We start from the raw sequence: 18007 nt of genomic DNA, 5'->3' as shown, positions 1-18007 counted from the left end.
GTCAACCTCCTGGCGTCGTGTAGCTTAACACCAGCCCGTGCATGAGACGTGACCAGCCGTCGATAGTGACGAACAGAAAAAGCTTGAACGGGACAGATATCACCGTCGGGGACACCATCGACATGCCCATGGCCATCAAAATCGTCGTGACGATCAGATCGATGGTGATAAAGGGAAGATAGAGAAGAAAGCCGATCTCGAAGCCACGCTTGAGCTCGGAAATCAGGAACGACGGCACAAGAATCACGAAATCATCTGCCGTTGCGCTGCCGCGCATCTCCTCCGACCAGACATGTTCGGTCGATGATAGGAAGAAGCGGCGCTGCTCTTCATTGGTGAACTTCTTCAGATGGGCGCGCAGCGGCTCCTGTCCCTCCTTGGCGGCTGTCACCCAGTCATCGAAGGTTTGGTAGCGGAGTTGCGGATCGGTAAGGCGGTTATAGGTCTGCTCGAAGACCGGAGCGCTGATGAAGACGGTCAGGATCAGTGCCGCTCCGTAAAGGATGATGTTCGGCGGTATCGATTGAGTCCCCAACGCGTTACGCACGAGGAAGAGAACAACCGAGACCTTGATAAAGGCGGTCATTGTGACGACGGCGAAGGCCAGCAGGCCAAGGCCGACGGTGATCGCAAGAAGCGCGAGGATGCTCGGTTGAATCTCAGTCATTGACCGCCAACCTGCCGCGTAACCTAACGGCCAGTTCCTCGCCGATCCGCACGATGTCGCCGCGGCCGATACGTTGACCGTTGGCAAGGATATCGACCGTCCCCTCCAGCGGCCGGCCAAGCTCGAACACATGGCCTTCGTTGATGGTTCGCAAGGTTCCCAGCGGCATCGGCCAGCGGCCGCATTCGAAGACAAGCGTGATCTCGAGACTGTCGATATCGGCCTCAGAGGGGAGCTGCTGCGCTTGGGGTGGTGTCGTCATATGTTCACTTTTCAGAGGGTGGGATTGCAGTCGGAACGGCCCGCGCAGGACCAATCGGTCGCCGGCAATCTCTGCAGGGGCCCACAATCGGTCCGCAGCGAGGATGACCTGGCCGCGAGCCAAAGGAATCGAGTCCGGCAGCAGTGCGTCGCCTTCTCGTGCCTGACGAACAAGGCCGATCGTGACCCGAAGCGAACCAATTTGGCCCGCAACGATGACCGGAAGCTCGGGAAGCTGCCTGGGCGCCTGTCGCGGCGATCGGCCAAGAAGCTCGCCGATAGCCCGGAAGGCCGGCGGAACCAGACCGTCAAGAGACGAGAATAGAAGCAAGCGAGCTTTGCTGGTAAGCGGACCATAGGCGACGTCGAATTCAAGATAAGGTCCCGCACCCAGCGCTTCACCGGCGCGAACAAGCTTCAGATTGCGCTGCATCAGTTGCTCAATTGGAGCAAGCAAGGGTTCAAGCGCAAGTTCCAGGATCAGCGAACGCGTCGGCTCCGAAGGTATGGCCAGGCCATTCTGCACGGTCTCAATCAGTGCTTCCGCAAGCGGACCGGGCAAGGACAGGATGAACGTTTCACCCGCCGTTTCAAAGACGCAGTCAAGCATCGACGTCGCAGCCGGCTCAGCCTGCCAGATGGTTCGGCTCACGCGCACCGATAGCGGCTTCTCGCCGAGGCGGCCTTGCAGAGGCGCACGCAACGCTGCGATCTCGTTGAGCCACGAGGCCACGGCGTGCGAGAGGGTCAGCGTCGGCATAAAGGCTGCGGGCTCAGCCGACCGATATGTCGCCGGTGCGGCTTCCGCGTCGCAGGCCCCTGGCTCGCGCGGAAGAGGATCTGCAATCATGTCGGCTCACCTCCCGTCTGCTCTGATGGGGTAGCGGAGCAAGACTTCATCATCGACTTCGATTTCGGCGGCGGCTTCGAAATGAGCATTCGTGATGCGCTGAACGTCGCCATCGATCTCACGCCATTTCTGGCTCGCCGCTGAACGCTTGGTCGAAACGGCCCGCGCCTCAAGAACCGCAGCCTCAGCTTGCTCTTGAGCAGCACGGGCCTTGTCAAGAACTCGCTGCGCCGCTGCGATCTCGTCTGCGAGCCGCCCGATGATAAGATGATACCGTCGCTGCAGTTCGCAGACGGATATCGCATCGGCGGCTAACATCTTCCGATAGAGTTCCGCCTCAACCTTTGCGCGGCGCCCTTCGGCATTTGCAAGATGCTCGCAAGCTTGTTGGACAGCTTGAATCGCGAGGTGGCGCTTGGCTTCCATGTTGGACAATTCACGAAGGGCGCTTCGCTCCCGCATGTCCTTGACGAGCCGCAGCTTCGAGGCGTGAACGGGATTTAGGCGGTCAGACGCGATATCCATGCGACCGTCTCCTCAAAGCTGCACGCCTCGTCCTGCCCCTGCCGCAAAAAGGCCCGCAGCTCCTCGATCGAGGCGATCGCCCGATCGGTCAGCGGATCAGAGCCTTGCTTGTATTCACCGACTTTGATCAAGAACTCGGCCTCAGCGTAGCGCGAGAGCAGATCACGGAAGAAGGATGCCGCCTTGCGATGCGGCACGGATACGATCGCATCCATGACGCGGCTGCGGCTCGACAGCACATCAATAGCGGGAAAATGCTCTCGCGAGGCCAGCGCGCGCGAGAGAATAATGTGGCCGTCAAGGATGCCGCGTGATTCTTCCGCTATTGGATCACCCGTGCCGTCACCTTCGACAAGCACGGTATAGAAGGCCGTAATGGAGCCATGCTCGCCCATGCCGGCACGCTCCAACAAGCCCGGCAACAGCGCAAAAACGGAGGGCGGAAAACCGCGCCGGGTCGGCGGCTCTCCTGCGGCAAGGCCGATTTCACGCATGGCGCGGCTAAAGCGCGTCAATGAATCCATCATCAGAACGACGCGAAGGCCCTGATCACGAAAATATTCGGCCAGCGCCGTCGCCATGTGGGCGCATTGGGCCCGCTCCATCGCCGAACGGTCGGAGGTCTCCACCACAACGACGGAACGGCGAAGGGCCTCGCCAAGATGACGTTCGATAAATTCACGCACCTCTCGACCACGTTCGCCGATCAGCGCAACGATCGTGACGTCGGCCGCCGCGCCTTTTACGATTTGCGACATCAGCGTCGACTTGCCGCAACCGGCATCACCATAGATTCCGATCCGCTGACCTTCTCCACATGTCAGAAGACCATCCAGGACACGGACGCCGAGCGGAAACGGCTGTTCAATCCCGCGCCGTTTCATCGGATTGGGTGCCCTGCCGCGCAGCGGGCGGGCTTCGCCAGCTTTTATCGGGCCCTTGTCATCGAGGGGACGGCCAAAACTGTCGATGACGCGGCCGAGCAAATTGGGGCCGACAGCCACTTCCTGCATTCGCCCGGTCGTCACCACCTCCGCACGATTGGACAGCCCCACCATGTCCCCGATCGGCGTGAGTAACACCCCGTCCGGCAACAGACCGATCACCTCGGCCTCGAGCGACCATCCGCTGCGAGGATCTTGCAACAGGCATAGTTCTCCGACCCGCGCCTCCGGCAAGACGGCGTGCAGCAGCGTGCCGACTGCCCGCGTGATCCGGCCGCGGACGGCGCGTGTATCGATGTGCTTGGCGGAAGATCTCAAGGATGAGAGTGCGGCCTTCACAGTTCCTTCTGCGGCCGCGGCATCATGGGTTGGTCGTTGCACGGTCACGATTCACCTTCCTGCGACAAACCAAACCCCAGACGCAGCGCTCGCAGCTGCGCCGCAAGTCCGAGATCGACATTGCCAAACTCGCTCCACAAGACACATTGGTCCGCGCTCAGCGCCGGATCCGCCTCAATCCTGACCTTCGGCCGGCCCTCCAGTCCGTCATAGTCCTTGAACTCACTGGCCAGCAGATCGGCTTTCAGTGGGGATACGTGAAGGCAAACTTCCGTGTTCTTGTATCTTTGCTCGATGGCATGACGAACGCCGCGGACCAGCATCTCGCCCGGATCAAACGCGCCAAGCAGATCGCGAACGATCTCAAATACCAGCTGCGGCAATTCCCGGTCCAGAACCGCCTTCCGCTGCGCCAGTTCACAAGTAGCCTGCGCAATCAGCCGCGCCATTTCCTCTGCGCCCGCCTTTGCACCCTCGGCGTGGCCCCGCGCCCGTTCCCGCTCATAAGCCTGGCGTGCCCAACCGCGAACCCGCTGCAGATGCCGCTCGGCAGCGGCGCGCGCCCGTACGGCATCGTGCCAGATCTCGAGCTGCGCAGCTGGGATCAGCGGTCCAAGAGGCCGAATCTGCGGGGCCACGGGCGGTGCTGGGGCATCGGCCGTCATGCCCTGGCAGCCTCTGTGCCCAAATGGGCCATGACTTGAGAAAGCAGCGGGCCTGCTGCGCTACGGTGTTCAGCAGTTGGATTCTCCGCGGCCGTCCCAATGGGCAAGCGTAGAAGCACGCGGACACGATCAAGCGATGAAGCCTCTTCGAGCCAGGCGCCGAGACAAGCATGTCCGTCATATTCGATCTGTCGCGACAATTGCTCTGGATCCACGATCGGGGTCGTTGCGACGGCACTGGATAAATGTCGGACTGCGAAAGCATGCGCTTCGGCCCCGATCATCTCGATCAATATTGAGAGATCGTGCCTGGAAACTAGCTTGAGGATGGAGCGTGCATGCCAGATGCTGCCCGCGAGCAGCGCAGCCCGGCGCGGATCATGCCCGAGGAGAGGATCCTCGTTCCAGTCGGCGCTGCCCACCTCCACCTCGCTGCCCAGCAGCAGTTCGGCCAGTCTTGGCTGCAGCCTGGCACTCTGCTGTAACCGAGCCAATGTGGAAGGCGAAAGCAGCGGGTCAAGACGCCCGGCAAAACGACTTGGATCGACCGAGGCAGCAAGCTTGCGCAGCCGATCGGCAGCGAGCGTGAACGAACGATTGGGTTCGGTGGATGACATCGATGCCGACATGAGCGTCCCGACTATGTCGCATCAGCAATCATCTTTTTGCCGGCCGCTTGCTCAGCAGGCACACTCGCGCTTATACTGAACATGCTCAGCTTGCGCGATGATTGTCCAAACTGACGCATACGCGGGCCCAGCAATACGTAAGATACGATGCCGAATACCGCTCCGGCGCCTCCCACAGCAAGCGCAAGTAACGGCGTTGAACCGTTTCTGGCTGACTGAGCCGTAGCGGCTGCCGGCGCGGCCGACTGCTCGAGCGGAGCGCGTTCGACCGGCACGAAGACGACCGCGACCTTGTCGTAAGACAGCCCTTCAATGCTGTTTGCGACGAGCATCTTGATCTGCGGCAACAGGGCCGAGAGTTTCGCATTGGAGCCATGGCGAATGAAAACAGAGGCCGAGGACGGGGTCGCATCTTGCCGCAACAAGTCGTTCTTCGGCAGAACGACGTGGACACGCGCTGAAAGGACGCCATCTATATCGCTGATCGTGCGCGACAATTCTTCGCTTAGAGCATAAACGTAACGCGCCCGCTCCTCTATCGGCGAGGCAACGAGGCCCGATCCTTTGAACACCTCGCCAAGATTCTTGAAGGATTGGCGCGGCAGCCCCTCAACATTTAGCAGGTCAATCGAAAAGGCGAGCTGCTTTTCCTCGACCTGGATTGTGCTGGTTCCGTCCTTGGCGACAACACGGACAGCATCAACGCCCTTGCCAAGGAGAAGCGCGAGCATCTCATTGGCCTCGCGCTCCTGAATTTTGGTGTAGAGATCAGCCTTACAGCCGATCAGCGGGAGGAGAAGGGGCAGAGCAAGACACATGCGAAGCCGGCGCCACGATTGACGGCCGCCGCAGCTACCCCTTTTCATCACGCCAGTCATCAACTCCCTCAGCCGGCCGACAGCAGCTTGTTTAGCGACGAGCTGACGGCGCTGGTGCCCTTGGAGACGAGGGAAACCTGAATGACGTCTCTGTATACGTCTCGCAGATTCGTCATCATCGAGTCGAAATCGGCTCCCACCGGTTTAACAGTCGCATGTGCACCGACGTTGTCCGCCTGCAAAAGCGGCTGCATAGCCGGTCCAGGCTGCACGCCAGTCATGGCAGCTGGCCCAATCGCCGGAGGAATGGCACGGCCGTGGTACATGCTCGAAAGGGTTTGGAGGATTCGGTCACCCGGCGGATTTGCCAGCACATTCGTGCGCTGGACCTCCAATATCGGCGGAGCCGCTGCGGGCCTGTCCGCGAGCGGGGAAGCAGATCCCTGATTGGAAGCTACTTGCGCCAGGGACTGCTCAAAGTGCGCCTGCTCGCCAAGAGCTGCCGGCGAGCAGGCATTGGAAAGACAGTCGGCTGAATTGGGAGAGATCGGCGTTGCGCCTAACAACATGGAATGAGTCATTGTGCTCGTGTGATGAAACCTAGGCGTTTTGACCGATGAACCGATCAAGTTCATAGGCTGGCGAGCTGACGAAAACCTGACGAAGATCGGGCTGACTGCGTCATCTAAAGATCACGTTTGGCTTCCAAGCTGGAATGAAAATTCCAACTTCATGATGAGCGGAAGGCGTCTGGGAATGCTCGCGCGATCCACGATGGTACAAATTTTGAAAAGGATTCTTTGTGTCGGCGTTTTCGTCTGTCTTGGAATGATGCGCTCGTTTGGCGCATCCCTTTCACTGCCGTCCGCCCCTTATAGCTACACCGTTCTCGATCAGGATCTTACTGCGGCGCTGCAGGAGTTCGGAAACAATCTCAATATCAGGGTCAATGTCAGCGCCGAGGTCAGGGGCCGGATTCGCGGACGAATGCCGGACCTGCCGCCACGAGAATTCCTTGACCGTTTGACCGCCCTCTACAATCTTCAGTGGTATTACGACGGGCTCGTCCTTTACATCTCCGCTGCCCACGAGGCGCAAAGCCGGTTGATTGTGTTGAACCCGATCAGCTTCGATGCTTTCAAGTCCGCGCTCGACGCGCTCAACATCTCTGATGAGCGCTATATCGTGAAACCGGCTCCGGGAGAGGGCCTCATCCTTGCTTCTGGCCCACCCCGATTTGTTGCGCTGGTGGACCAGACCCTTAAGGGCCTTGTGGCGGAGGCGCAGGCCCGGCGCAATCCCGTCGCGGCCGAAAAGCCACAGCGTGAGTCGGTTTTGATGTTGTTTCGCGGCTCCTCGAGCACGGTCTTTCGGGAAGGGCGGCCGGAAGGTTCTCCCGAAACGCACCAGGAGGGCATTTTGCGCGAAGCCGGTCCAGGCCAGAAGTGATGGTCGAAGATGCGAGACCGCTTCGAGCGAAGTCGGTCCATCCGGCGTCAGCCTATATTCATCCAACCGTCAGCTTCTCGAAAGCTAAGGTCCCCAGCATGAGCCTGCGAGGTCTGGACGGCTGCCTTGTTTGTGGCAGCCCCGGATGTATGGATCAGAGACCGGGTGCTCGAGGGAAAGGTGGGTAGCGCGATCTTTGAACGTGGCGCGAGGCATTAAAAAATCAATGCGAGCCTGCGAACACCTGCTTCGGAGCTAGCGCGGCCGAGCCTTCGCATAACTCGAGGCGCTCCATCAGTTAAAAGGAGGAACAGGGTGGATTTCAATGCAGTCGCGCCGGCGAATACGAGCCCGGAGCCCGAGACACCACGAACGGCTACGGATACAACCGAGTTCGAGCGGCAGCTCAGCGGCAAACAGGCTGGCGCTTCGCCGCATGGTGCCGCCCCTCCAGTGCTGCAGGGCGAGGCTTATTCACCATACCGGGACGCTGGCCATCCCTACTCTCCATACTTGGATGGTGGGCACCTCTATCCGCCATACCCAGATTTAGCGCATCCCTATTCGCCAGATTTGGGGTGGCAGGATGATCTGTATGCGCTCGGTGCGGCCGACGCCGAGCCAGCGCCGGAACACTCCCCGCAACACCTCTCGCAGCAGACCATCGCTCAGGCGATCGAGGAACATCCTGGCTTCGATGAAGATTTGATATGGCAGAATCAGGATGTCGGCCCGTCGCATGCCGAGCCACCATACGCTGGGCCATCACAAGCAGGGCCGTCGCATGCAGGACCATGGCGCACCGCCACTTTGCAGGGTGAGCCGTCGCACGCCGGCCCCTCCCATCCCCGGCCATTGCAAGCGGGACCGCCCCAAACTGGGTCTTCCGCAGCTGGACCGCCAGAACTTTCCGAGTTCCGTATGCGGGACGGACATCTCGCCAAGGACTACTGGGTGTTTACTGGTCAAACAGCCACAGGCGCTCAGATCGACATGCTGGAGCGCAGCGGAGTGAAACCGAGCAAGGACCACCCGACGACAGCTTTCACCATTCTCGGGGTGCCTCATACGGCCGAATGGAGAGAAGAGGGCTTCATTCGTCTCACACCGCCGCTAGACCCGACCCTTTGGCCTGAAGACCCGGAGAAAGACCAACCTGCAGACGCGGAAGATTCGCACATCCGCTAACGGCTGCAGCCGAGCCACGGCAGGGTGATCTCCGCGGGCCGACACCGACCTTGCCGATGGCACGAGCACCTGGTGAGAGGCGACCTTGTCGGCGGCTATTCTGCGGCCAAGCTTCTCGTTTCGGGCCACTTCATAAGTGCCCAGACCAGGTCGCGCGAGGGCAGCGTGCAAGGCAAAGGCCGCGCGAGTCGGGATAAAGCTGGATATACGAAATCGACGAGATCATTGTTCATATGGCCAGGATGCGCGGCGAAGAGCATTGCAATTTCACCGGCAAATCAGGTCTAGCGCGGCTTCCGGGCTTCCGCCGGGATTTTAAAGGATCGCGAGACGAACATGTCCTCGACGATGAAGGGCGTCTGCAGCAGGATAGGCGCGGTTTGACCGTCAGACTACTGCGCGGGTTCAACATCGAACTGCTTGCTCTGCCTGCCGTTTGTCCTCACCCTTGGCGGACGATTGATCATCCGCAAACATAATGACCCGAGCAACTGATGGTGATGGCCTGACTGATAACGGCGTCCGCGATCATAGTTTCAAACGGGCTAGATTTAAATGTCCATGTGATGTCGCTTGCCCCCACAAGCACAAGCGAACTTCTGCGAAGTCGAGGTGTACCGGGATCGAACGCAACAAAGCGCTGTTGCGATCGTCCTAGATGCGGCCGAAAGCCGCCCACACCCCTTCTTCGCCGTCCCAGCTGCCACGGCTCGCCCCCTTGGAGTACTCCGTAGCGCGCTGCTCGAAGAAATTTGCGTGCTCGACCCCATTCAGGATCTCGACCAGCCACGGCAAGGGGTGCGGCTTGAGCTGGTTAAACCCGCTCTCCCGGGCCTCGAAGAAGCCGAAGACCGGGGCAATCCCGAGCTGGGTCAGTCGCCAGTCGGCGACATAGCGGACATAGGCGTGGATCTGCTCGGCCCGCATGCCCTTGATTTCGCCGAGGCCGAAGGCGAGATCAACGAAGTTCTCCTCCAGCTTCACCATGGTCTCGGCAACATCGATGATGTCGTTACGGACGGAGCGCGTCACCGCGCCGGTTTCGCGGTGCCATTCGTGAAATAGCTTGATGATCCCCTCGCAGTGGAGACTCTCGTCACGTACTGACCAGCTTACGATCTGTCCCATGCCATTCATCTTGTTGTGACGTGGAAAGTTGAGCAGCATGGCGAAACTGGCGAACAACGCCATGCCTTCGGTGAAGGCGCCGAACATCGCGAGGGTGCGAGCGACGTCGCCCACGGTATGGACGCCGAACTCGTGCATGTAGTCCGCCTTGGCACGCATCTGCGAATAGCCGCGGAATGCCTCGAACTCTGTCTTCGGCATACCCAGCGTCTTGAGCAGCAGCGCATAGGCATCAATGTGGACGGTCTCCATATTGGTGAAGGCGGCCATCATCATCTGGACGGTAAGCGGTTGGAAGATCGGGATGTAGCGCTTAAGATAGTTGTCGCCGACCTCGATGTCCGACTGAGTGAAGAAACGGAATATCTGGGTGAGCAGCGCGCGCTCATTGGCGGTGACGCGGTCCGACGCCCAGTCCTTGAGGTCGGGGCCGAGCGGAACCTCCTCGCCCATCCAATGGGTCTGCTGCTGGCGCTTCCAGAACTCGTAAGCCCAGGCGTAGCGATCGACGTCATATGTTCCAGCCGAGTCGAGCAGGCCCACCCGTCCCTTGCCGATCAGCGTACGCGGATCGACGGACGAAAGTTCGATCACTGACATGCAAGGCACTCCTCATAATCGGTGCGCTGCGGCTGCGGCGCCGCCACCTTGTCGCCGTCGCTGATCTTGCCGGCGAACGCCGCGCGCGAGATCGATTTTGAGCGGCAGTAATAGAGGCTTTTCAATCCGCGCTGCCATGCCGTCCAGTGCAGCATGTGAAGGTCCCACTTATCGACATCGGCTGGCAGATAGAGGTTGATCGACTGGCTCTGGCAAATGAATGGGGCGCGGTCGGCGGCAAGCTCGACGATCCAGCGCTGGTCGATCTCGAAAGCGGTGCGAAAGATCGCTTTCTCGCGCTCCGACAAGATGTCGAGATGGGCGACTGATCCTTCGTGCGCTATGATCGACTGCCAGATCGCCGAGGTGTCGGCGCCTTTCGCCGCGAGCAGCTTGGCGAGATGCGGATTACGCACCGAGATGGCGCCGGACAATGTCTTATGGGTGTAGATGTTGGCGGGGATCGGCTCGACGCAGGCACTGGTGCCGCCGCAGATGATGCTGATCGAGGCGGTCGGCGCGATCGCGATCTTATGGCTGAAGCGGGCCATCACGCCGCGTTCCAGGGCATCCGGGCATGGGCCGCGCTCGCGAGCGAGCGCCACGGATGCCGCGTCTGCATCGCGACGGATTTTTCGAAACATGTTCAGATTGAACGACTTGGCTAGGACACTCTCCATCGGGATGCCCTTGGCCTGGAGGAACGAGTGGAATCCCATAACGCCCAGGCCGACGGAGCGCTCGCGCAGGGCGGCGTAGCGGGCACGCTTCATGCCGTCCGGTGCCACGGTGATGAAGATTGTGAGCACGTTGTCGAGGAAGCGCATGATATCCTCGATGAAGCCTTCCTCCTCATTCCACTGGTCCCAGGCCTCGAGATTGAGCGATGAGAGGCAGCACACCGCGGTGCGCTCCTCGTCGCGATGATCGATGCCAGTCGGCAGGGTAATCTCGCTGCACAAATTCGAGGTCGAGACCTTCAGGCCGAGCTCGCGCTGGTGCTTGGGCAGCGCGCGGTTCACGGTGTCGATGAACAAGAGATAAGGCTCGCCAGTCTGCAGCCGGTTCTCAAGGATGCGTTGCCACAGCTGGCGAGCGTCGATCTCGCGGACGGTCTCGTTAGTCTTTGGACTGCGGAGAGCGAAGGCGCTCCCGGCCCGCACGGCATGCATGAACTCGTCGGTCACGTTGATGCCGTGATGCAGGTTGAGGCTCTTGCGGTTGAAGTCGCCGGACGCTTTCCGGATCTCGAGGAACTCCTCTATCTCGGGATGTTGGATATCGAGATAGACCGCCGCTGAGCCGCGCCGCAATGAGCCCTGACTGATCGCCAGCGTCAGGCCGTCCATGACGTGGATAAACGGGATGATGCCCGAAGTGACACCGCCCTTCACCTTCTCGCCGATCGATCGAACATTCCCCCAGTAGGTGCCGATGCCGCCGCCGTTGGAGGCGAGCCAGACGTTCTCGTTCCAGGCGCCGACGATACCTTCGAGCGAGTCCGATACCGAGTTGAGGAAGCAGGAGATAGGCAGGCCGCGCGTGGTGCCGCCATTGGAGAGCACCGGTGTGGCCGGCATGAACCACAGCCGGGACATTGCATCATAAAGACGCTGCGCATGCGCAACATCGTCCGCAAACGCGCAGGACACCCGCGCAAACATGTCCTGGACGCCTTCGCCGGCGAGCAGATAACGGTCGCTCAACGTCAGCTTGCCGAACGAAGTCAGAAGGTCGTCGCGCGAGCGATCGAGCGTAAGGTCGGACGGTTTTGGCGATGGCGCGAGTGGCCGCGGCAGCGGAGCCAGCGATCGTCGCGGGGCAAGAGATAGCTCACGCGCGGAAGGCTTTGCCTGCGCTAGCCGCGGCCGCACCCTCGGCGGTGCAACGAGATGACCCCGCTGATCGAAATCGTAAGACGACGACATCGGCAACCCCGCGATGTTTGGCGCTGGGGCCCGCGGACGACTTGCGAGGAGACGGGCAAACGTCCCCGACTGCAAGCGCTCCACCGGGGCACCCCGCCCGAGGACGTTTCTTCTGTCGCGGCAGGTCTCCTGGCTCGCGGGTCGCTGCGGCTGTCGGCCTTCCCGGCGCTCGCGCGCGCCAGTGACCATGATGACAGCCGCTCGCCGCTTACAGTTGCGGGGGCAGCCCCGGAATAGCCGTTCGGCGCACCGGATTCCCTCTTAGCTTCTATCCGACAAGATATCGGAATGGAAGACCGTGACAGGCCCACATCTAGCCGCCACTCGCCGAGATTCGTCAAGTCTTGCGCTCGGGAAGATCAAGCTTCGGAAGGTAGAGAACACCGTCAACTTAACGGCCGAAGTCGGGTATATTTCCGGCGCTCCCGCTTTCCCGCTCGAAGTGGTCGGCTATGCGTTAGGCTGCATTTTCCGGTTCTCCCTTAAGCTTGCCCATGGTCGAGGCAAATGCTCGCCGCGTGAGCGTTGATGTCAGGGAACGTCAGTCAGAAACGAACGGCATCCGCTAGCACCTAGCGCTCGCCGCGATAATGACATCCGGATGAAGTCTTTATCCCGCGCTCAAATGACATTGGCTGCGGCCGCGCTGTCGACCAGACTGGCTTCGTTCTCGAGCCCTTGATCCAGCGCCGAACGGGCCGCCGCGCAGCGCAGCGGCTCCTGACCTGTTACGGCTCAAGCGCGACCTGCAAGCCCTCGGCGCCTTCAACATGAACGTAACGCGGCCCAATCGGCCGACCTCTGCCGCTGGCGACGGTGACAATGCTTTCCAGAGGAGTGGCGCGCGCGTCCGCCTCAGGCCGGGTCACGATCAGATCGGCGTGAAACAGCCCTTCTGATTCAAGACCGGTCGCATCAAGGCCAAGAGCCGCCAAGCTGGCCAAACACCCTTCAAACTCTTCAGCATCGCGAAAGCGACGCTGGATAAAGGTTGCGCCGGAAAGACGTTCTGTCACAAGGCCACGACTGGCGAACGTCGAGGCCAAAGACTCAAATGGAAACATGCGCAGCACGAAGGAGATGATCCATGGACATTTGTCTGTCGCATCGAGAATTTTGCTGAACGTCTTCTCCGTGATGTAGCCGATGCACCCCGTCGACATGATGACATCCGTAGAGCGGAGAATGTGCGCGCTGTCCGTTGATAGCGGTTCCTTTTCAAGGTCAGCGACAATGCCCTGCTCCAGCAGACCGACATTTGTTGCGTAGCTGATTGCCGGTGCCGAGACGTCGAGGCCGATAAACCGCGCCAAACCGACATCAGGCCAAGCTGCATAAAAATGTCGATCGAGACGCACCAGTGTCGCAGAACTGATCGCCCTCATTTCGCGCCGAGCGTAGCGATGACGCAAGCCCCCGAAGGTCAGGGGAAAGCGATGCACCGCCGCGTTGATGCCGTATGAACAGCCGACGTCAAGCACGACCGGCTTAAGGCCGGTTGCCGAAGCTTTCGCTGCTAGAATTTGCCGCACAACCGGCTCAGCCACGTCCGGGATCATATAATCCAAGCCTCCGAGGACAGAGAAGTATGCCCTCGGATCATCCAAAGCATAAATATCATCGAAGATAGCTTTAGACCGATTGATCCGCGAAAAATCTGTGCGCACCCCAATGTCTCCCATCTCATTTTGCTGCCCGGCCAAAGGCTGCTGCTTCCAAGTACTCGATGACCTATCTCAGAAGTTGGGCGAGGTGCACCTTCATCGTGCGTTTTTTTAGGCTCGTATCGTGAGACAGAGGCCCAAGCTCTCTATTTCATGTTAGCGAACGCAGATGCCCAGCCGATCCATTGGCTCTCAGGCGCGCCTGAGCCGGACCGATGCGGGCCGATGTTCGGCGGACACGCGGCTGCCGAATGATTCGAGTCAGCACAGTCCTTTGTGCATCAAAACTCCAAGACGCGGAACCAACCTACATCACTGAGCGCAGGCGCATCAAACGGGCCTCACTCTTCGTCAGCTTCTCGCAAGCTGTCCCTGCTAGCATGACGAGAATAGGTCATCTCGCGGCAACGCCGCTATCTGGGTGTTACGACATGGACGCAGGCGCAGCCGATATCGCAGCAAGGGCGCCAGAGGTTGGCGCAAACACCGATAACGCCGGGAACGGCGGCGACAACTCGCCTGCAGCCTTGTTGCAGCGAGCATTCGAAAGGGCGCTGATTTCCGTCGCCACCCAAGTCATAAGCGATTCCCAGTCTGATATGGATGACGCCATGAGCGAGCTAGATGATGGGTGAAGGCCCGGATTCTCGGACGCGCACAGGGAAGGATACGTCGGACGGACGGTCAAATCGAGAACGATTGGGCGAAGCAAGCCAGACTTGGCACATAACAGCAGCTAGACGCGTCTTAGGTGATCCTCCAGGCCGGCGGCGCGAGCGGGTCCGCAAATCCGATCGCACTCGGAGCTTTCGGAAGGCGCCGCAGCGACTTTCCCTTTGCCTTCCGCAGTGGCAAAGATGCACTGCAAATCGAAGGCTTAACGGTGGCCCAAGCTTAACGGCACCCCAAGTCCGCCGGCGTGCCCCATATTCTCCGATGCGGGTTCACGCGGAGCGCTCTTAAATGGACAGTTGAAGGCGAAACGGACCGCTCCCCTTGATGATCAATTGCGGTAGCTACGCTATCCTCGATTGGATCTGCAGCCGCCCGCGAACTCGTCCGCCAGAGAGATCTTCTAAGACTTTCCGTAACATCGGCAGCATTGGCTTCGGGGCGCACATACCTGCGCAACTCCTACATCGCTGGCACCAGCATCGAAAGATGTTGCAGGTACCTGGGCCTGAGGTCACGGCCTGTTTGTCGGTACGATTGGCGCCAAAGCTCAGACCGCCCCGATCGCGCGACCAGAGCGGCGATCCTGGATCGATACGCTGCCGCATCTAATATCTTCATCTCGCTTGCCGAACACGAAAAGCGGGCGCTAGCGCCCGCTTCAGTGACTTACCCGATAAGCTGGAACGCTGCCCCGTACCAGCCAGGCATGCGGCCAATTCAAGCATCCGACGGTGCGCCTGGGTTCTCATTGCTGTCGATGATCGCCTGGTTCATCTGGCGTCCAGACCGATCAACCCAGCCCGAGCCTGGTTGTTCATAAATCGTCTGCGCTCCATCCGATGTCAGCTGATCAAGCGTACGTCCCGCATTCGACTGCGTCACCGTCAGATTGTTCTTACCGTCGAAGCGGTCTGCGAGCCCTTCGACGACCATGGCATTGTCGCCGTTGGTAATGGTCAGCTTCGAGGCCATCGTTTTGCCCTTGCCGATATCAACGGTATCGACGGTAATCTTCGTGCCGTCGTCGAGCTGGAAAGTCATGTTCTTCTTGAAGTCAAAATCGATCTTGCCGTCACCATCGGCATCGACGTGGGGATCCCCTTTAATCGCTGTGACCTTGCCAGTTTGATTGTTACGAATGAGCACCGTTCCGTCATTTTCGGCGACCAAGATCGAATACTTATCACCAAGCTTGATCTCAGCCACGCCGTCCCTGACCTCATGCGACCACACTGGCGCCGGCTGAGACAACCGCTGAGATGACTGCGTGGGCGCCTGAGCGACCGCAACGGGCACCATCGCAAGAGGCGGCGGCGGAGGAACGAAGAAGACGGGGGCCGTAGAGGCAGGCGCTGCGCTCGCATACTGGTAGTTGCCCGGCCCGCGCCCTTGTTCGCCAGCATCGATACTCGCCTGATTCACCGTGCGTCCGGCGCCATCGACCCAGCCTTGGCCACTCTCATGGATCGTCTGGGCACCATCGGACGTCAGCTCGTCAAGGGTCATGTCAGCATTGGACTGTGTCACCCTCAGATTGTTTTTGCCATCCTTGTCGTCGCCGAGCCCCTCGACAACCATCGCGTTGTGGCCGTTCGTAATGGTAAGCTTTGAGGAGATGGCCTGACCATTGCCGTAGTCGACATTATTGACAGTAATTTTCGTGCCGTCGTCGAGTTGGAACGTCATATCCTTCTTGAAATCGAAGTCATCCTTGCCGTCTCCGTTCGCATCGACGTGGGGGTCGCCATGAATGACCGTGACATGGCCGGTCTGGTTGTTGCGAACTGTCCAGGTGCCATCCTTCTCATCGGCCGTAATCGTATACTTGTCGCCAAGGTTGATCGTGGCCTTGCCATCCTTGACCTCATGCGTCCACACCGGATCCACAGCAGGCTCAGAATTCTGATTCAGCTGGTTCATCAGCATGGTTGGAGGAGGAGGCGCCATCATGTACGCTTGGGTCGTAACGATGGCTGGCGCCACGGCGACGGGGACGACACCCGCAACGACCGAACTGACGAGGGCTGGCGAGGCTACCGGTAGGTACTGGTAGCTCGCTGGAGCATACTGCCCCAACAAGGCGTTGAAAGCGGGAGTGACAACCGCGCCTTCTGGCGCCACTCCGTTCATCGAATCGAGCGCGCCGACCACGGGGAGACCGGCCATGGGAAGATACGGCATTTAGTTCACTCCTGTTGCATAGAAGAAAGCTGTAAAACTGCGAGCGTTACGCGCATAGTCAACCAAGGCCCGCCGCTTCAGATCTGCATGAGAACGCACCAATTAGCCCATCCGAGCGAATGGCTGCTTCTCGTTGCCCCAGATCCAGCAGCCCTAATGAGATCCTTCCCCTTCATCCCACCGCAGTAACAGCACGAGCACATCGCGCGCATTCAACTCACAGGAACTCTAGCCCCAATACCTGTCGAAAAGCTGACGATGAGCGACCGAAGTCGCACCCCACTTTGACGTCAATCGGATGTCCGAGGCGCATCCTCTGCTGAACTGCTCACGATGCGTGACGCGACAGCTGCCGGTATCGGCCAATCATCCCATCGCACCACGCAATCAGCGCTCCCGCCGGTCCTGCACATTATCGGCGAGGAGCGATCGATCGCGTCCAGAGATGATTTATGAACGCGCGCGGCGACACGGTCAGTTTCCCCAGCATCAAGACTTCCCGAAACCAGACCTCCTTTCGCCAGCCGCCCATATCGAACAGACGAGTCAAGCGCAGACCGACAGCCGCACAAGTCGATGCCTTATCGCCCGCTTCCGCGCCCTACGCTGCAAGCAAGCCACATGCCTCCGCAGGCTCCGCCAGGTCAAATCATTGCCTGAACACGCAGGGAAGCACCGCTCAGCCCGAGTCGACGCCAAGCCGACCATACGCGCGGCTGGGAACGCCCTGGCGAGCCGATGATTGCGAGCAGATGCAAGGCTGCCGCAAAAGATCAGTCCAATCGCCTCAACGTGAGATTCGTCAGCTTCTCGAAAGGTAGCGCCCCTAGCATGACGCCGCTGAAATCTAGGCGAGCAGTCGTCTATTGATCGCAACAAGACGAGCATAGGAGAATGCGATGATCGGAGAAATGATCGGAAGCGCTGCCGGCGGATACCTTGGCGGCCCGGCCGGAGCGGCCATTGGTTCGGCACTGGGCGGGACCGTAGACAAGGTCTTTGACAAGGTGGTCCACACATTCGTGCCAGAGGGTGGCCACGATAAGGCCGCAGACCACAAAGACGCCGGCGAAAAGTGCGAGGTACAGCCCAAGCTGGACACTCTCGGCAAGAGCCCGGAGCTGAACCTTGGCCTCAGCACCCTCGGCGGTGCGCCGATGTTCCTTTCCATTCCTGCGATCGTTTCGCCGGCCCCCACCTCGTGACAACTCAGACCCAACGATATCCGAAAAGAAAGGCGAATAGACATGGCGGTTGACAATGTTGGCGGCAATGGCGGCCCTGCTGGTGCCCAGCAGACCGGCGATGCGGGCTTCCAGAATCAGATGGCTGAGTTCGAGCGTGTTAGCCAGAAGGTTCAGGCCCAGGCCGTGGCGATGCGCAGAATTACGACCGAACTCTCGTCCGAGAAGAAGGTCGCCGACGAGCGCGTCCAGTAGTTCTGCAAGACGGGTGGCTCACCGCGTTGCTACCGTCGCCGCGCTGTGAATGACGAA

At 59.9% G+C, this 18007-nt stretch carries 17 protein-coding genes and 1 riboswitch; of the genes, 4 read left to right on the top strand and 13 right to left on the bottom strand.

All coding sequences use genetic code 11. The features are described 5' to 3' along the window. Position 1: 1 nt before the first annotated feature. Genes sctR through LRP30_RS07140 form a run of 8 tightly spaced genes read right to left on the bottom strand, consistent with a single transcriptional unit; the run spans position 2 to position 6279 of the window. Positions 2-667, bottom strand: coding sequence for a type III secretion system export apparatus subunit SctR (gene sctR, locus LRP30_RS07175; protein WP_249759823.1), 666 nt, complete (start codon positions 665-667; stop codon positions 2-4). Next, positions 660-1778, bottom strand: a complete 1119-nt coding sequence (sctQ, locus tag LRP30_RS07170; protein ID WP_249759822.1) for a type III secretion system cytoplasmic ring protein SctQ — start codon at positions 1776-1778, stop codon at positions 660-662. Before sctQ ends, sctR begins: the two co-directional genes overlap by 8 nt. A gap of 6 nt (positions 1779-1784) precedes the next feature. After that, entirely contained in the window at positions 1785-2303 is a 519-nt protein-coding gene (locus LRP30_RS07165) for a hypothetical protein (protein WP_249759821.1), read from the bottom strand. Beyond that, positions 2279-3634 (bottom strand): type III secretion system ATPase SctN, encoded by a 1356-nt coding sequence (gene sctN / locus LRP30_RS07160; RefSeq protein WP_276017371.1) that lies wholly within the window; start codon positions 3632-3634, stop codon positions 2279-2281. Before sctN ends, LRP30_RS07165 begins: the two co-directional genes overlap by 25 nt. Next, positions 3631-4251: a type III secretion system stator protein SctL gene (gene sctL / locus LRP30_RS07155; RefSeq protein WP_249759820.1), complete on the bottom strand. Its 621-nt coding sequence runs from the start codon at positions 4249-4251 to the stop codon at positions 3631-3633. Before sctL ends, sctN begins: the two co-directional genes overlap by 4 nt. After that, complete coding sequence (locus LRP30_RS07150) at positions 4248-4880, bottom strand: nodulation protein NolU (RefSeq protein WP_249759819.1); 633 nt, start codon at positions 4878-4880, stop codon at positions 4248-4250. Before LRP30_RS07150 ends, sctL begins: the two co-directional genes overlap by 4 nt. A gap of 11 nt (positions 4881-4891) precedes the next feature. Beyond that, positions 4892-5758, bottom strand: a complete 867-nt coding sequence (gene sctJ, locus LRP30_RS07145; RefSeq protein ID WP_276017370.1) for a type III secretion inner membrane ring lipoprotein SctJ — start codon at positions 5756-5758, stop codon at positions 4892-4894. 8 nt (positions 5759-5766) lie between these two features. Next, positions 5767-6279 (bottom strand): nodulation protein NolB, encoded by a 513-nt coding sequence (locus LRP30_RS07140; RefSeq protein ID WP_249759818.1) that lies wholly within the window; start codon positions 6277-6279, stop codon positions 5767-5769. A gap of 193 nt (positions 6280-6472) precedes the next feature. Between LRP30_RS07140 and LRP30_RS07135 the strand changes: the two genes are divergently transcribed. Further along, positions 6473-7147: a secretin N-terminal domain-containing protein gene (locus tag LRP30_RS07135; RefSeq protein WP_276017378.1), complete on the top strand. Its 675-nt coding sequence runs from the start codon at positions 6473-6475 to the stop codon at positions 7145-7147. A 549-nt stretch (positions 7148-7696) separates the two neighbouring features. On the opposite strand, the gene LRP30_RS07130 is transcribed toward LRP30_RS07135, so the two are convergent. Continuing rightward, positions 7697-7888 (bottom strand): hypothetical protein, encoded by a 192-nt coding sequence (locus tag LRP30_RS07130; protein ID WP_249759817.1) that lies wholly within the window; start codon positions 7886-7888, stop codon positions 7697-7699. A 180-nt stretch (positions 7889-8068) separates the two neighbouring features. On the opposite strand from LRP30_RS07130, the gene LRP30_RS07125 reads away from it, so the two are divergent. Next, complete coding sequence (locus tag LRP30_RS07125) at positions 8069-8335, top strand: hypothetical protein (protein WP_249759816.1); 267 nt, start codon at positions 8069-8071, stop codon at positions 8333-8335. 654 nt (positions 8336-8989) lie between these two features. Here the strand turns inward: LRP30_RS07125 and LRP30_RS07120 are convergent. The 4 genes from LRP30_RS07120 to LRP30_RS07105 all read right to left on the bottom strand — a co-directional run bounded on the left by LRP30_RS07120 (position 8990) and on the right by LRP30_RS07105 (position 16511). Further along, the gene (locus LRP30_RS07120; RefSeq protein WP_249759815.1) at positions 8990-10063 is read right to left on the bottom strand and encodes a ribonucleotide-diphosphate reductase subunit beta; all 1074 of its coding nucleotides are present in this window, start codon (positions 10061-10063) and stop codon (positions 8990-8992) included. Then, complete coding sequence (locus LRP30_RS07115; protein WP_249759814.1) at positions 10054-11991, bottom strand: ribonucleoside-diphosphate reductase subunit alpha; 1938 nt, start codon at positions 11989-11991, stop codon at positions 10054-10056. The genes LRP30_RS07120 and LRP30_RS07115 overlap by 10 nt, the downstream gene beginning before the upstream one ends. 101 nt (positions 11992-12092) lie before the next feature. Beyond that, a riboswitch (cobalamin riboswitch) is annotated at positions 12093-12307 on the bottom strand. Positions 12308-12719: 412 nt separating this feature from the next. Beyond that, entirely contained in the window at positions 12720-13673 is a 954-nt protein-coding gene (locus tag LRP30_RS07110; RefSeq protein WP_249761713.1) for a class I SAM-dependent methyltransferase, read from the bottom strand. 1374 nt (positions 13674-15047) lie between these two features. Further along, a complete protein-coding gene (locus LRP30_RS07105) occupies positions 15048-16511 on the bottom strand; it encodes a DUF1521 domain-containing protein (protein WP_249759813.1) in 1464 nt (487 codons plus the stop codon). An 899-nt stretch (positions 16512-17410) separates the two neighbouring features. On the opposite strand from LRP30_RS07105, the gene LRP30_RS07100 reads away from it, so the two are divergent. Together LRP30_RS07100 and LRP30_RS07095 are read left to right on the top strand one after the other, a co-directional pair. Further along, positions 17411-17716 (top strand): hypothetical protein, encoded by a 306-nt coding sequence (locus LRP30_RS07100; RefSeq protein WP_249759812.1) that lies wholly within the window; start codon positions 17411-17413, stop codon positions 17714-17716. Positions 17717-17758: 42 nt separating this feature from the next. Next, positions 17759-17950, top strand: a complete 192-nt coding sequence (locus LRP30_RS07095) for a hypothetical protein (protein ID WP_249759811.1) — start codon at positions 17759-17761, stop codon at positions 17948-17950. Positions 17951-18007: the final 57 nt, after the last annotated feature.

Origin of the sequence: Bradyrhizobium sp. C-145, assembly GCF_023375135.1 — a bacterium.
Taxonomy (GTDB): domain Bacteria; phylum Pseudomonadota; class Alphaproteobacteria; order Rhizobiales; family Xanthobacteraceae; genus Bradyrhizobium; species Bradyrhizobium zhanjiangense.
Note: the sequence above shows the minus strand (reverse complement) of the source record. Positions and strands in the feature narration are given on the sequence as shown.